The organism is uncultured Albimonas sp. (assembly GCF_963977235.1).
Taxonomy (GTDB): domain Bacteria; phylum Pseudomonadota; class Alphaproteobacteria; order Rhodobacterales; family Rhodobacteraceae; genus Albimonas.
In genome coordinates this window covers 23,377-36,967 of the sequence record NZ_CAXBOD010000049.1, presented here as the reverse complement: position 1 = coordinate 36,967, position 13,591 = coordinate 23,377, and the positions used below count along the sequence as shown (strand labels likewise).

The following is a 13,591-nucleotide window of genomic DNA, read 5'->3' as shown; positions in this document are numbered from 1 at the left end:
AGGGGGGGCGGGGGCCGGAGTTGACAGCTGTCAACTCCGGCCCCCGCCCCCCCTTGTCCGCGCCCGTCCGCGCGCCGAACCTCGCGCGGGGCGCCCCTCACGAGACGGGAGACCGGCGCATGCCGCAGCCCATCCTGGAGCTCCGAAACGTCGACAAGATCTTCGGCGACTTCGCCGCGGTCGAGCGCGTGACCCTCTCGATCGCCGAGGGCGAGTTCTTCACCATCGTCGGGCCCTCGGGCTCGGGCAAGACCACGCTGATCCGGATGCTGGTGGGCATGGACGCCCCTACCCGCGGCGAGATCCTGCTGCGCGGCGCCCGCATCAACGAGATGCCCGCCAACAAGCGCCCGTTCTGCATGGTGTTCCAGTCGCTGGCGCTGTTCCCCCACATGACCGTGGGCGAGAACGTGGCCTATTCCCTCAAGTGCCGCGGCATGGGCAAGAAAGACCGCCGCGAGCGGGCGACCGAGTGCCTGGCGCTCGCCCACCTGCCCGCCTCCTACTACGACCGGGCGGTGACCCAGTGCTCGGGCGGCGAGAAGCAGCGCGTGGCGCTGGCCCGCGCGCTCGCCTACGACCCCGAGGTCCTGTTCTTCGACGAGCCGCTCTCGGCGCTCGACTACCGGCTTCGCAAGACGCTGGAGAAGGAGCTCAAGGACATCCAGCGCGAGACGGGCAAGACCTTCATCTACATCACCCACAGCCTTGAGGAGGCGATGGTGATGTCCGACCGCATCGGCGTGATGCGCGACGGGCGCATGGCCCAGGTCGGCTCGCCCCGCGAGGTCTACGACCGGCCCCGCACCCGCTTCGTGTCGGAATTCTTCGGCGAGGTGAACGCCTTCCCGGTGACCGCGCAGGACGGCCGCCTGTGGTGCGCGCCGCTGAACATGGCCTTCGACCCGCCCCCCGACGCGCCGGCCGGCTTCAAGTCCGGCGCCCTGATCGTGCGCCCCGAGCATCTGCGTTTCGACGCCGCCGCCCCCGAGCCGATCCGGGGCGAGCTCTACAACGAATACCTGCTGGGCTCCCGCGTCCAGTACCAGGTGCGCGCGGGCGCCACCACTTTGCTGGTCGAGGGGATGGGCGGCCATTCGCCCGCCGGGCGCGAGGTGGCGCTGACCTTCTCGCCCGAAGACAGCCTGCTGTTTGCGGAGTGAGGGCATGACCGACCTCTCCGAGACCATGCCGCCGCCCTCCGCCGCCTCCGCCGCGCCGGCCGCCGAGCCGCGCGCGCCCTGGCGGCCCTCGACGGGGCTACTGTGCGCGCTGCCGATGCTGCTGCTGCTGGGGCTGGGGTTTCTCGCGCCGCTCCTGATCGTGGCGGTCTACAGCTTCATGCCGCGGGGCACCTTCAGCCTGACCGGCGCGCCCACCTTCGAGAACTACGTCGACATCGTCGCGCAGAACTTCCACATCTCGTTCCTGTGGTCGATCTGGCTGGCGCTGCTGACCACCGTGATCCTGATGGCGGTGTGCTGGCCGCTGGCGGTGTCGATCAAGCGGGTCTCGCCCTCGAAGGCGTTGCTGCTGACGGTGCTGATCGTGGCGCCGCTGTTCGTGGCCGAGAACATCCGCCTGCAGGGCTGGTCGCTGTTCCTCGACCGGGCGGGGCTGCTCGACGGGGCGCTGCGCTCGACCGTGGGGCTCTCGACCGGGTCGCTGACGGCCAACGTGCCGGCGGTGGTGTTCGGGATGGCCTACATCTACCTGCCCTTCATGCTGTTCCCGATGATGCTGGGGCTCTCGAACGTGCCGCCCGCAGCCGTCGAGGCCGCCCAGGACCTCGGCGCCAGCCGCTGGCAGCAGTTCCGCGACATCGAGCTGCCGCTCGCCGCCCCCGGCCTGGTGATCGGGGCGCTGCTGGTGTTCGTGATCAGCCTCGGCGCGTTCTCCGAGTCCAAGTTCCTCGGCAAGGGCGTCATCGTCACCGTGTCGGAGGATATCGAGAGCGCCTTCACCTTCGGCCAGAACTGGCCCCGCGGCTCGGCGCTGTCGGTGCTGGTGATCGTGCTGGCGGGCGCCGCGGCCTTCGTCGGGCTGCGCCGGCTGGACCTCGATTCCATGCTGGGGAGGAAGTGATGGCGCGGCGCTCCCTTCCCGACCGCCTGCGTTCGGCCTGGCTGTGGATCGTGGTGACGATCCTCTACCTGCCGCTGGTCGCGGTGGGGCTGGCCTCCCTGTCCGAGAGCCGGTTCTTCATCTTCCCGATCCGCAAGTATTCGCTGAAGTGGTATGAGGAGAGCTTCTCCTCCCTCCAGATCCGCGACGCGCTGTGGACCTCGGTGGCGCTGGCCGCGGCGGTGGGCGTGATCGCCACGGTGCTGGCGGTGTTCGGGGCGCTGGCCTATGCGCGCCACGACTGGACGGGCAAGGGCTGGTATCAGCAGATCGTGCTGGCCCCGATCTTCTTTCCGCAGTCGGTGCTGGGGCTGGCGTTGCAGCTGTGGTTCAACACGCTGGGGCTCGACATGACCTGGCACGCCTCGGTCTTCGCGCATCTGGTGTGGATCGCGCCCATCGTGACCATGGTGATTGCGATCCAGGCCTACGGTTACGACGCCTCGGTCGAAGAAGCCGCCCGCGACCTCGGGGCCACCCGCTGGATGGTGTTCAAGGACGTGACCTTCCCGCTGCTGTGGCCGGGCGTGTTCTCGGGGCTGCTGTTCGCGGTGCTGCTGAGCTGGGGCAACTTCCCGCTGAGCTATTTCACTTCCGGCGCCGACGTGACCGCGCCCGAATGGCTCTACGGCAAGATGATCGGAGGCTACACGCCGATGGTCCCGGCGCTGGGGTTCCTGAGCGTGGTGGCCGGCGGGCTGGTGCTGGCCATCGGCATGGCGATCCAGGCGCGGCTGTCGCGCAGGGCCTGAGGCCGCGAGACTGGCCGGGAACGGGGGCGGCGCGCCGGGCGCCGCCCCCTTTTGCTTGCGCCGCGGCGAAGGCCGCCTGCGGCGAGATCAGCCGCCGTTGATCTTCCGGCGCAGCTTGGCCATCCCCGCCAGCCAGCGGTCGTAGTTCGAGGCCTTGTTGGCCATGTAGTCGCGCACCTGCGCGTGGGGCAGGATCAGGAAGCTCTCGGCCTCCAGCCCCTCGATCACGCTCTGGGCCACGTCCGCGGGGCTCAGCACCCCGTCGACGCCCTGCGCGCCGCCCTCGAGCCCGCGCAGCATCTCGGTGTCCACGCCCTGCGGGCAGAGCACCGACACCCGGATGCCGTCGTCGCGATGGGTGATCGCCAGCGCCTCGGCAAAGCCGATGGCGGCGTGCTTGGTGGTGGCGTAGACGGCGCCGTCGATCTGGCTCAGCAGCCCCGCGGCCGAGACCGTGTGCACGAACCAGCCCCCGCCCCGCGCCGCCATCTTCGGGGCCAGCAGGCGCGCGGCGCGCACATGGGCCATGACGTTGATCTCCCAGCCCTTCTGCCAGGCCGCATCGGGAGAGCTGCCGACCTGCCCCAGCACGGGGTCGGCCCAGCCTACGCCCGCGTTCGAGCACCACAGGTCCACCGGCCCCGCCTGCGCCTCGGCGAACTCGACCAGCGCCTCGAGCCGGGCGGGGTCGGAGACGTCGCAGGCGAAGCCCAGGCCCCCGATCTCGGCGGCCACCCGCTCGGTCCGCGCGGGGTCGAGGTCCGAGACCACCACCTTGCCCGCGCCCTCGGCGGCAAAGCGGCGGGCCATGCCCTCGCCGATGCCCCCGCCCGCGCCCGTCACCACCACGACCTTGCCCGCGACCTTCATCCCGCTCTCCTCCCATGCGTCCGCCGAGGTGCGCCCGGCGGTTCCTCGCCCCCCTTTGCAGCGGATGCGGGGGCCGGAGGCAAGGCCCGCCGGCGCCCGCGGGCGGCTCAGCCGATGGGGCCCTGCACCCGCTCGCCGGCCAGGAAGGCGCGCATCGCGCTCAGGCGGGCGGCGGCGAAGTCGAGAAAGGCGCGCACCCGCGGGGCGCGGCGCAGGTCGGGATGGGTCAGCAGCCACAGGCCGGTGGCGAGCTCGGGCTCGGGCGCGCCCAGCCGGCGCAGGTCGAGCCGCCCGTCGCCCACAAAGCAGGGCAGGAAGCCGACGCCGCCGCCCTGTCCGATCGCCTCGGCCATCGCCACGACCGAATTCACCCGCCAGGCCGCCTCGCCCCCCGGCGCCCGCGCCCGGGTCAGCGCCGCGGCGGGCAGCGCGGCCAGCTCGTCGGAGGGGCCCACCCAGGGCCCCGCCCCCGCGGCCAGCGGCGCCTCGACCGAGGCGTAGAGCGCCCAGCCCAGGCCCGCCACGCGCCGCCCAACCAGCGTCTCGGGCGGGCGGTCGGTGGCGCGCACCGCCACGTCCGCGTCCCGACGCGAGAGGTTCAGCGAGGGGTTGCCGAGCGCCACCTCCAGCCGGATCTCCGGGTAGGCGAGGCGAAACTCGGCCAGGATCGGGGTTAGCAGCGCCTGCAGCAGCGCGTCGGAGGTGGCGATGCGCAGGTCGCCCGCGGGCGCGACCGCGCGTTTCTCGATGCGCGAGGCGAATCCGGCGGCGTCCTCGGCCATGGCGCCGGCGGCGGCGACCATCTCCTCGCCCGCGGGGGTCGGCGCATAGCCCTCGCGGCCGCGCTCGAACAGGGGGAAGCCCACCGCCGCCTCGATCCTCGCGAGGCGGCGGAAGACGGTGGAGTGGCTCAGCTCCAGCCTGCGGGCGGCGGCAGGGAGGGAGCCGGTCTCGGCCACCGCGCCGACCAGGCGGAAATCCTCCCACGACAGGGCGCCGAGCAGGTCGGACATGGGGCGCGGCCTCCGGGTTCCAGTGCGCACAGATGAACATGCCCAATGCGGATTCGCCAAGCAGGATTGCACGGATGCAATGCCACGACGCTTCACCGCCGAAGCGTCCCCGCCTATCTTCGCGTCACCCGGAGGCGAGGGCCTCTCCCGAAACGGAGCCCGACCATGACCGCGCACCCCCTGCACCACGTGACCGCCATCGCCGGCGACGCCCGGCGCAACCTGGACGTCTACACCCGCGTCCTGGGGCTTCGGCTGGTCAAGAAAACCGTGAACTTCGACGATCCCTCGGCCTACCACTTCTATTACGGCGACGAGGCCGGCGCCCCCGGCTCGATCCTGACCTTCTTCCCCTGGGAGCATGCGGCCCGCGGCCGCCTCGGCGCGGGCGAGACGCAGGAGACGCTGTTCCGCGTTCCCGCCGGCGCCCTCGCCTGGTGGGCCGACCGGCTCGAGGCCGAGGGGCTCGACGTTTCCGCCCCCGAGACCCGCTTTGGCGAGACCGCCCTGCCCTTCCGCGACCCCGACGGGATGCGCCTGGCGCTGGTCGAGACGCCCGCCGCGGGGGACGAGCCCGCCTGGACCACCGACGAGATCCCCGCCGAACGCGCCCTTCGCGGCATGCGCGGCGTGCGGCTGCTGCTGCGCGCGACCGGGCCGACCGCGGCGATCCTGGGCGACGTGTTCGGCTTTCAGGAGACCGGACGCGACGGTTCCGTGATCCGGATGGAGGCGACGGGCGCCCCCTATGGCACGGTGGTCGAGCTGGTCGAGGCGCCCGGCGCGATGCCCGCGCGCGCCGGGCGCGGCTCGGTCCACCACATCGCCTTCCGCGCCAGCGACGACGCGGCCCAGGCCGCGATGGCCGACAAGCTGCGCCAGAGCCACGGCCTGCAGACCACCGAGCAGCGGGACCGGAACTATTTCCGCTCGGTCTATTTTCGCGAGCCGGGCGGGGTGCTGTTCGAGATCGCCACCGACTCCCCCGGCTTTGCCATCGACGAGGCCCGGGACGCGCTGGGCAAGGCGCTGAAGCTGCCGCCGCAGTATGAGAAGCACCGCGCCGAGATCGAGAAGGTCCTGCCCGGGCTCGGGTGATCGAGGGGCCTCGAACGCCCGCCCCGGACCAAATGCGAACCGCCCGCCCCGGTCTCCCGGGGCGGGCGGTCTGGTCTCGGGCCTGTCGGCGGGCGGGCCTAGTTCCCCGCGATCTCTGGCAGGAACAGGATCACGTCCGGGAACACGACCAGCAGGGCCAGCACCAGAAGATCCATGACCAGGAACCAGAACACGCCGCGGAAGATCTGCGTCGTGGTCACCAGGTTCCCGACCACGCCCTTGATGACGAACACGTTCATGCCGATGGGCGGCGTGATCATGCCGATCTCGAGCAGCTTGGTCAGCACGACGCCGAACCACACCAGGCTCCACCCCGCGTCGCCCACGATCGGAAGCACGATCGGCAGGGTCAGCAGCATCGCGCCCAGCGGCTCGAGGAACATGCCCATCATCAGGTAGATCAGCACGATCCCCAGCAGCAGCATCGTCGGCGAGGCGCCGATCGAGAGCACCGACTCCGAGATGTAGTCGCCCGCCCCCGACAGCGTCAGGAACCGGGTCAGCAGGGTCGCGCCGATGGCGATGACGATCAGCGCCGCGGTGGCGGTCACCGTCTCCTCGCCGGCCTTGCGGAACCGCTCCCAGGTGAGCTGACGCTGGGTGGCCGCGACCAGCAGCGCGAGGAACGCGCCGATGGCGCCGGCCTCGGTGGGCGTGAACACGCCCCCGAACAGGCCGCCGAAGATGCCCAGCATCACCAGCAGGATCGGCCAGGTGCCCCGCAGGGCGCGCAGCTTCTCCGACATCGGCTCGCCGCCGGTGTAGGCGGGCGCGAGGCTCGGGTTGATCTTCACCCGGATCAGCACGACCAGGATGTAGCCGATGCCCGAGATGATGCCCGCCGAGATGCCGCCCAGGAACAGGTCGGAAATCGGCTGCTGCGAGATCACGCCGTAGAGGATCATGATGATCGAGGGCGGGATCAGCGCGCCGATCGTGCCCGCGACGGCCACCGTGCCCGTGGCGAGCTCGGCGTCGTACTTCTGCTTCATCATCTCCGGCACGGCGATGCGCCCCATCGCGGCCGAACAGGCGATCGAGGAGCCCGAGACCGCCGCGAAGCCCGCCGACCCGAAGATCGCCGCGATCGCGAGGCCGCCGGGGAGTGCCGCCGTCCACACCTTGGCGGCGTGGAACATGCCCTTTGTCAGGTTCGTATGGTAGCAGATGAACCCGAGCATCAGGAACATGGGCACCGAACTGAGCACCCAGTTGGCGGCGAACTGGTAGGGCATCACCGCCAGCGCGCCCCAGGCGACGCGCCAGCTCATCAGGTACCACAGGCCCGCAAAGCTGACCGAGATCAGCGCGAACCCGATTGGCACCCGCAGCGCGATCAGGAAGAACAGGATCCCGAGCCCGGCCAGGCCGATTTCGACGTCACTCATTGAAGGCCTCCGGATCGGGCTTGGAAATGGCGAAGGGACGGCCCGCGATCAGGCACACCAGCTTCCAGGCCGAGGCGAGCGCCATCAGCCCGCAGCCCAGCGGCACCGCGAAATACGACGGCCAGATCGGGATCGTCACGATCCCCTGCTGGAGCGCCGCGCCCGAGGAGAACTTGTCGCTCGCCTCGATCCAGCCGCGCACGGCCAGAAGCGAGAACGCCCCCACCGCGATGAGGCTGGCCAGCCCCGTCAGCGAGGGCTGCACGTTCCTGGGCAGAAGGTCCGACACGATCTCAACCGAGATGTTCGCGTCGCGCGCCTCGGACACCGCCAGCGATCCGAAGGCCAGGATCACCATGTAGTAGTTCGACACGATGGTGATGGTGCCTTCCACCGGCATGTTGAACAGGTAGCGTCCCAGAACGTCGCACACGATGTGAACCATCATCAGCACGACGCACGCGAGGCCGACCAGCCCCGCGAACGCCACCAGCTTGGTCAGGATCCATTCGATCCACTTCATCGGCTACCCCGCCGTAAGAGAATTGCATGACAGGGGCCGCGCGCCGGACCGCTCCTCCGGCCCGCGACCCCGATTGCTCACTGGCCGTACGTCGCCACGTCGATCCTGGAGTGCAGCTGATCCCAGTAGATCTGGCGCAGCTGGTCCTCGCTCTCGACGCCGGCGGTCAGCTCGGACCATTTGCCCATCAGCTCGCGAAGGGTGGCGAGCTTGGCGTCGGCGTCTTCCAGGCCGAAGCGCTCGGCATAGCTCGCGCCCAGCGCCTCGGCGTCGGACTTGATCCAGGCCTTGGTCTTCTCGACCAGCTCGGCCGAGGGCTCGTGGATCGCCACGCCCTTCTCCCTGGCCATCTCCATGTTGGCGTTGCCGACCTCGTAGTAGCTGTAGACGCCGCGCGCCGACAGCGAGGCCGAAGCCTTGAGCAGGGCGATCTTGTTGGCCTCGCTCATCTCCGCCCAGCGCTCGCGGTTCATCTGCGCCACGCCCGAGACGAACGAGCCGCCGGGCACGCCCGGGGTCATGTCGGTGACGACGTCGATGAAGCCGAAGTTGGTCAGCTCGGGCGCCGAGGCCGCGACGCAGTCGACCACGCCCTGGCTCAGCCCCTCGAAGGTCTCGTTGATCGACATCGAGACGGCGGTCGCCCCCATCGCCGAGGCCCAGCGCGCCCAGAAGGCGCCGCCGGCGCGGACCCGCAGGCCCTCGAGGTCGGCGACCGAGGACACCGGCTTGGTGCACTGCAGGAAATACGACTGCGAGCCGGAGCCGGTCAGATAGACGTGGTTCTGCGCCTCGAGCTCGGCCTGGCAGTCGGGGCACTTGAAGAAGATGTATTCCATCAGCGCGCCGTTGTAGGCCATCACGTTGCGCGCCGGGTCGCCGTCCTCGAGCTCGGCCAGCGAGGCGAGTTCGGTGGCGTAGTTCATCTCCGGAAACTCGGTGATGAAGTAGGGGGTCAGGACCGTGGTCAGGTCGGCCACGCCGTCGCGAACGCCCGAGGTGGACTCGAGGAAGTTCAGCAGCGACAGCGCATAGACCTTCACGGCCAGCTCGCCGCCGGATTCCTCTTCGGCCACGTCGGCGAAGTGCTGGGTCGACTCCTCGGCAGAGGAGCCCGGCGGCCAGCCGATGGCGAAGCGCAGGTTCTCCGCGGCGAACGCCGGGGCGCTCGCCAGTCCCGACAGAGATGCGGAAATCACGAGGGCCGCGACGCTGGCGGCCGGTTTGCAATGAAACATCGGTGGGGTTCCCTGTTGTGGCAAACGCCTGCGCGGATTCTCTGGCGGCCGGTCAGGCGGTCTCATGGGGACCGGGCGACGCGCGCGCCGCCCGGTCCGGTCGCTCACATGCCGTAGGTCGAGACGTCGACCTTGGACATGACGTTCTCCCAGAGCAGCTCCGCGAGCGCGTCGCGATCGTCCACGCCCTCCATCCGCGGCAGCCACTCGTTCATCAGACCGCGCAGCGTCTCGCGCTTCTCGGTCGTGTTCTCGACGCCGAACCGCTCCTCGTAGGAGGCGGCGAGGCCCTCGAAGTCCTGCTCGATCCAGCCGCGGCTCTTGGCGATCAGCTCGTCGGAGGCGGCATGGATCTCGATTCCGCGGGCGGGCGCCTTCTCGTCGAGGTTGGCGGCGCCGTCATGGAAATAGTCCATGATCCCCTGCCCCGAGAGGTCGGTGCCCGCGTGCAGCACCCACTTGCGCTCTTCCTCCGAGAGCGACTTCCAGGTGTCGGCGTTGATCTGGCCCATGGCGAAGGCGAAGATCGAGCCGGGCACCCCGGTGGTCACGTCCGAGATCACGTCGATGAAGCCGAACTGGGTCATGTCGGCGGGGTTCGAGGCGGTGCAGTCGATGATGCCCTGGTTGAGCCCCTCGAACGTCTCGTTGATCGACAGCGACACCGGAGTCGCGCCCATGCCGGTCAGCCAGCGCGCCCACCAGGCCCCGCCCGAACGCACGCGCAGCCCCTCCATGTCCTCGACCGTCGAGACGGGCTTGTTGCACTGGAGCACGTAGGCCGAGGTGCCGAGGCCGCCGAGGAACACCTGGTTCTGGGCCTTGGCCTCTTCCTGGCACTCGGGGCAGTGCAGGGTCACGTATTCGATCATCGCGCCGAGGTAGGCGAGCGTCACCTGCTGGCGGTCGCCGTCCACCAGCTCGGCCAGGGCGGCGAGCTCGGCGGAGAAGTTGACCTCGGGATACTCGCTCAGGAAGTAGGGCCACAGGACGGTGGCGATGTCGGCGATGCCGTCGCGGATGCCGGCGTTCGACTCCATCAGGTTGAGCAGCGACAGCGGGTAGACCTTGGCGGTGAGGTCGCCGCCGGAATACTCGCTCAGCTTCTCCGCGAAGCGGGTCGCGGCCTTGTCGCCCAGCGAGTTGGGCGGCGAGCCCACGGCATAGCGCAGCTCGGTGGCCGAAGCCGACGAGGCGGCGCCCAGGGCGGTCAGCGCGACGGCCCCCAGTGCGGCGGCGCGGATGCTTGCGTTCATTCTATTCTCCTCCCGTCTGCGCCCGGCTCTTCGGCCTTTGGACGCGGTTTGGCTGGCCCGGGGGACGGCGCCCCCCGGGATCGCTCGCGTGCGGTCACCCGCGGTAGGCCATCACGTCGACCCGGGAGTGCACATGCTCCCAGAGCGCCACGCTCAGCCCTTCGCCGTCGCTGACGCCCTCCATGCGGGGCGTCCACTCTCCCATCAGCTCGCGCAGGCGGTCGAGGCGCGCGCTCGCGTCCTCGATGCCGAACCGCTCCCGATAGGACTGGGCGATCACGCCGAGATCGGCGATCCCTTCGCGCACGCCCCCGGTCATCTCGAGCAGGTTCGGCAGCGACAGCGCGCAGGTCTTCGAAGTGACGGCGCCGTCGGAATAGTCTTCAACGTTCTTCTGAAAAATGTCGGTTGCAAAGGCGCCGATGGTGTTGGGCCCCGAGCCGGACGCATAGCGCAGCTCGACGGGGGAAGCTTGCGCGGCCGCGGACGCCGTGACGGCGAACGCGATCTCGCCGATCGCTGCAGACCTTCTGGCGGCCTTCATTCTGGTTTCCTCCCGCGGGTGAATGCGCCCCGCCCGCTTCTTGCGTCGGACGGGGCGCTCGATCATCCGATCACTGGCCGTAGCTGGACAGGTCCAGCTTCGACTGGATCTCGGTGAAGTAGAGCTCGGCGAGCGCCTCCTCCCCGGCGATGTCCTTGGTCAGGCCGTCCCACTTCTCGATCAGTTCCTTCATCTTGGCGACCTTGGCCTCGCCCTCCTGAAGACCGAACTTCTCGGTGTAGTTGGCCACCGCGGTCGAGGCGTCGGCCTCGGTGTGGGCGCGGCTCTTCTTCATCAGCTCGGGGCCGGCCTGCTTGACGGGGATGCCCCGCTTCTCGGCCTCGGCGACGCCGTTCTGCGACTCCTCGATGTAGACGTAGGTGATCGCGGCGCCGAGCGCGGCGCCCGCCTTCAGCAGGGCGGTCTTCTCCTCGTCGGAGGCCTCGAGCCAGACGTCCTTGTTCAGCACGGCGGTCGCCGAGGGGAACTGCGAGCCCGGCGCGCCGGTGGTCACGAACTCGGCCACGTCGATGAAGCCGAAGTTGAACAGCTCGGGGTTGGAGGAGGCCGAGCAGTCCAGGACGCCCTGGCTCAGGCCCTCGAAGGTCTCGTTGATCGACATCGACACCGGGGTCGCGCCCATCGCCGAGGCCCAGCGCGCCCACCAGGCGCCGCCCGCACGGATGCGCGCGCCCTGAAGCTGCTCGAGGGTGTTGACCTCCTTGTTGCAGATCAGGTGGTAGCGGGTCGAGGAGCCGCCGCCCAGGAACACCGAGTTGTTCTTGGAGAACTCGCCCATGCACTCGGGGCAGTTCAGCATCGCCCATTCCATGTAGGCGCCGGCGTAGACGATGCCCACGCGGTCGCCGTCCTCGACCACCAGGTCGGTCAGCGCGGCGAGCTCGGTGCCGAAGTTCGAGACCGGGAAGTCGGACAGGAAGTAGGGCAGCAGGATCGTGGTCAGGTCCGCGATGCCGTCGCGCACGCCGCTCGTCGACTCGAGGAAGTTGAGCAGCGACAGCGGGTAGACCTTGGCGGTCATCTCGCCGCCGGTCTCGGCGGACAGAACCTCGCCGAAGGTGTTGAAGCTGTTGGAGGCGTTGGTGTTCGGCGGCCAGCCGATGGCAAAGCGCAGCTCCTCGGCCGAGGCCGTGGTCGGAAGCGCGGTGGTGGCCAGCAGCGTGGCGGCTGCGCCGGCGAAGCCGGCAAGCTTGGTGGTGCGTCGGGTCATCATGGTTCTCCCTGTCGACGTCGTCCCGGGCGGCGCCGCCGCCCGGTCTCCCCAGACCCTGTCACGGGTCCCCCTCCCGCGGCCGGCGCGATCTCGCGCGCTGGCCGCGGGCCGTTTCTCCTCCGCCGCCGCTCTCCCTGCGGAGCAGGGCCGGCGGAGGCGCTCACTCGGCCGCGTGGGCCTTGGTCTCGATATACGCCGCCTGGCTGCGCGGCGTCGGCTCGGGGATCCGCCCCTTGCGCGGGCCGATGTAGCCGAAGAGGTAGGCGGCCACCTTGCGCATCTGGATCTCCTCGGAGCCCTCGGTGATCCGGTAGCGGCGGTGGTGGCGATAGATGTGCTCGAACGGCTTGTGGCGGCTGTAGCCGATGCCGCCGTGGACCTGCATGGCGCGGTCGGCGGCCTCGCAGCACAGGCGGTTGGCGTAGTAGTTGCACATCGATACCTTGTCCGACATGGTCTTCTCGACCTCCGGATGGGGCATCTGGTCCATTTCCCACGCGGTCTTGCGGATCAGCTGGCGCAGCATCTCGGCCTGGGTTGCCAGCTCCACCAGCGGGAACTGGATCCCCTGGTTGCGCGCCAGCTCCTGGCCGAAGGGCTTGCGGTGGCGGGCGTAGCGGATCGATTCCTCGATGCAGTAGCAGGCCGCACCCAGCGACGAGGCCGCCTGGCGGATCCGGTTCTCGTGCACGAAGGCCTGGGCCAGCGCGAGGCCGTTCTCAGGCGGGCCGAACATCGCCTCCTCGGGCACCCACAGGTCGGTGATCGACAGGCGCGGGTGGTCGGTGGGCATGTTGAAGGTCCACAGGAACTCCTCGTTCCGGATGCCCTCGAGCGAGGTGTCGACCAGGAACGCGGTCAGCCCCTTGGGATCGCCCGGCTGGCCTTCGCGCCGGGTGAACAGGATCACGTGGCTCGCCTCGTGCATGCCCGTGATCCACTGCTTCTCGCCGTCGATCCGGTAGCCGGGCTTGCCGTTGCGCACCTCGGGGACGGCGCGCGTCTCCATGTGGGTGGCGTCCGAGCCGTGGCCCGCCTCGGTCAGGCCGAAGGCGAGCTTCAGGTCGCCCTCGAGCACGCCGTTGATGAACTTTTCCTTCTGCTCGGGCGTGCCGAAGTCGCGCAGCATGATGATGGTGGGGAAGTTGCCCACCACCGAATGCTCGGTCTGCAGGTCGTTGAACAGGCCCAGGCCCTTGGAGGCCAGATGCTCGCGGATCACCGCCATCGAGAGGTTCGAGCCCTCGTCGCCGCCGAACTCCTTGGGCAGGCAGAAGCGGTAGAAGCCGGCCTCGTCGGCCAGTTTCTTCGCCTTGCGCATCAGCGCTTCCCACTCGGGACGCGGCAGGCCGCCGTTCTCGAAGTCGGTGCGGGCGTATTCGCGACGGTGGTCGAAGTAGCGCTCGTTATCGTCCTGCGCCTGCAGCGGCTTGATCTTCTCGTCGATGAACGCGTCGAGGCGCGCAATATAGTCCTGCAGCTCCTGGGGTACCGAGAAATCCATGACGTCTCCTCCGGGGGTCAGGCCTC

Annotated in this window: 13 protein-coding genes; 4 read left to right on the top strand and 9 right to left on the bottom strand. The window is 69.7% G+C overall.

Annotated elements, in window-relative coordinates:
* Window positions 1–119: 119 nt before the first annotated feature.
* The 3 genes from AAC134_RS18285 to AAC134_RS18275 are packed head-to-tail and all read left to right on the top strand — an operon-like array spanning window position 120 to window position 2,876.
* The gene (locus AAC134_RS18285) at window positions 120–1,163 is read left to right on the top strand and encodes an ABC transporter ATP-binding protein (protein ID WP_339950566.1); all 1,044 of its coding nucleotides are present in this window, start codon (window positions 120–122) and stop codon (window positions 1,161–1,163) included.
* 4 nt (window positions 1,164–1,167) lie between these two features.
* The gene (locus AAC134_RS18280) at window positions 1,168–2,085 is read left to right on the top strand and encodes an ABC transporter permease (RefSeq protein ID WP_339950565.1); all 918 of its coding nucleotides are present in this window, start codon (window positions 1,168–1,170) and stop codon (window positions 2,083–2,085) included.
* Entirely contained in the window at window positions 2,085–2,876 is a 792-nt protein-coding gene (locus AAC134_RS18275; RefSeq protein WP_339950564.1) for an ABC transporter permease, read from the top strand. Before AAC134_RS18280 ends, AAC134_RS18275 begins: the two co-directional genes overlap by 1 nt.
* Window positions 2,877–2,963: 87 nt before the next feature.
* On the opposite strand, the gene AAC134_RS18270 is transcribed toward AAC134_RS18275, so the two are convergent.
* Complete coding sequence (locus AAC134_RS18270; RefSeq protein WP_339950563.1) at window positions 2,964–3,746, bottom strand: SDR family NAD(P)-dependent oxidoreductase; 783 nt, start codon at window positions 3,744–3,746, stop codon at window positions 2,964–2,966.
* Between the two features lie 107 nt (window positions 3,747–3,853).
* Window positions 3,854–4,759: a LysR family transcriptional regulator gene (locus AAC134_RS18265; RefSeq protein WP_339950562.1), complete on the bottom strand. Its 906-nt coding sequence runs from the start codon at window positions 4,757–4,759 to the stop codon at window positions 3,854–3,856.
* Window positions 4,760–4,924: 165 nt separating this feature from the next.
* Between AAC134_RS18265 and AAC134_RS18260 the strand changes: the two genes are divergently transcribed.
* Window positions 4,925–5,857 carry a ring-cleaving dioxygenase gene (locus tag AAC134_RS18260; protein ID WP_339950561.1) on the top strand — a complete coding sequence of 311 codons (933 nt, stop codon included), beginning with the start codon at window positions 4,925–4,927 and terminating at the stop codon, window positions 5,855–5,857.
* A gap of 98 nt (window positions 5,858–5,955) precedes the next feature.
* Here the strand turns inward: AAC134_RS18260 and AAC134_RS18255 are convergent, their stop codons facing one another.
* The 7 genes from AAC134_RS18255 to AAC134_RS18225 all read right to left on the bottom strand — a co-directional run bounded on the left by AAC134_RS18255 (window position 5,956) and on the right by AAC134_RS18225 (window position 13,565).
* Complete coding sequence (locus AAC134_RS18255) at window positions 5,956–7,266, bottom strand: TRAP transporter large permease (RefSeq protein ID WP_339950560.1); 1,311 nt, start codon at window positions 7,264–7,266, stop codon at window positions 5,956–5,958.
* Window positions 7,259–7,789 carry a TRAP transporter small permease gene (locus AAC134_RS18250; RefSeq protein WP_339950559.1) on the bottom strand — a complete coding sequence of 177 codons (531 nt, stop codon included), beginning with the start codon at window positions 7,787–7,789 and terminating at the stop codon, window positions 7,259–7,261. Before AAC134_RS18250 ends, AAC134_RS18255 begins: the two co-directional genes overlap by 8 nt.
* A 77-nt stretch (window positions 7,790–7,866) precedes the next feature.
* The gene (locus AAC134_RS18245; RefSeq protein ID WP_339950558.1) at window positions 7,867–9,027 is read right to left on the bottom strand and encodes a C4-dicarboxylate TRAP transporter substrate-binding protein; all 1,161 of its coding nucleotides are present in this window, start codon (window positions 9,025–9,027) and stop codon (window positions 7,867–7,869) included.
* A 104-nt stretch (window positions 9,028–9,131) separates the two neighbouring features.
* The gene (locus AAC134_RS18240; RefSeq protein WP_339950557.1) at window positions 9,132–10,283 is read right to left on the bottom strand and encodes a C4-dicarboxylate TRAP transporter substrate-binding protein; all 1,152 of its coding nucleotides are present in this window, start codon (window positions 10,281–10,283) and stop codon (window positions 9,132–9,134) included.
* Between the two features lie 94 nt (window positions 10,284–10,377).
* Window positions 10,378–10,827 (bottom strand): hypothetical protein, encoded by a 450-nt coding sequence (locus tag AAC134_RS18235; RefSeq protein ID WP_339950556.1) that lies wholly within the window; start codon window positions 10,825–10,827, stop codon window positions 10,378–10,380.
* Between the two features lie 70 nt (window positions 10,828–10,897).
* Window positions 10,898–12,058, bottom strand: coding sequence for a C4-dicarboxylate TRAP transporter substrate-binding protein (locus AAC134_RS18230; RefSeq protein ID WP_339950555.1), 1,161 nt, complete (start codon window positions 12,056–12,058; stop codon window positions 10,898–10,900).
* A gap of 163 nt (window positions 12,059–12,221) precedes the next feature.
* Window positions 12,222–13,565, bottom strand: a complete 1,344-nt coding sequence (locus AAC134_RS18225; protein ID WP_339950554.1) for an acyl-CoA dehydrogenase family protein — start codon at window positions 13,563–13,565, stop codon at window positions 12,222–12,224.
* Between the last annotated feature and the right edge of the window lie 26 nt (window positions 13,566–13,591).

Bases quoted from the DNA above. Each gene is read 5' to 3' on its own strand.
- AAC134_RS18270 (WP_339950563.1), bottom strand. From the start codon at position 3,746: ATGAAGGTCGCGGGCAAGGTCGTGGTGGTGACGGGCGCGGGCGGGGGC.
- AAC134_RS18235 (WP_339950556.1), bottom strand. From the start codon at position 10,827: ATGAAGGCCGCCAGAAGGTCTGCAGCGATCGGCGAGATCGCGTTCGCC.
- AAC134_RS18230 (WP_339950555.1), bottom strand. From the start codon at position 12,058: ATGACCCGACGCACCACCAAGCTTGCCGGCTTCGCCGGCGCAGCCGCC.
- AAC134_RS18255 (WP_339950560.1), bottom strand. From the start codon at position 7,266: ATGAGTGACGTCGAAATCGGCCTGGCCGGGCTCGGGATCCTGTTCTTC.
- AAC134_RS18250 (WP_339950559.1), bottom strand. From the start codon at position 7,789: ATGAAGTGGATCGAATGGATCCTGACCAAGCTGGTGGCGTTCGCGGGG.
- AAC134_RS18240 (WP_339950557.1), bottom strand. From the start codon at position 10,283: ATGAACGCAAGCATCCGCGCCGCCGCACTGGGGGCCGTCGCGCTGACC.
- AAC134_RS18225 (WP_339950554.1), bottom strand. From the start codon at position 13,565: ATGGATTTCTCGGTACCCCAGGAGCTGCAGGACTATATTGCGCGCCTC.
- AAC134_RS18260 (WP_339950561.1), top strand. From the start codon at position 4,925: ATGACCGCGCACCCCCTGCACCACGTGACCGCCATCGCCGGCGACGCC.
- AAC134_RS18265 (WP_339950562.1), bottom strand. From the start codon at position 4,759: ATGTCCGACCTGCTCGGCGCCCTGTCGTGGGAGGATTTCCGCCTGGTC.
- AAC134_RS18285 (WP_339950566.1), top strand. From the start codon at position 120: ATGCCGCAGCCCATCCTGGAGCTCCGAAACGTCGACAAGATCTTCGGC.
- AAC134_RS18280 (WP_339950565.1), top strand. From the start codon at position 1,168: ATGACCGACCTCTCCGAGACCATGCCGCCGCCCTCCGCCGCCTCCGCC.
- AAC134_RS18245 (WP_339950558.1), bottom strand. From the start codon at position 9,027: ATGTTTCATTGCAAACCGGCCGCCAGCGTCGCGGCCCTCGTGATTTCC.
- AAC134_RS18275 (WP_339950564.1), top strand. From the start codon at position 2,085: ATGGCGCGGCGCTCCCTTCCCGACCGCCTGCGTTCGGCCTGGCTGTGG.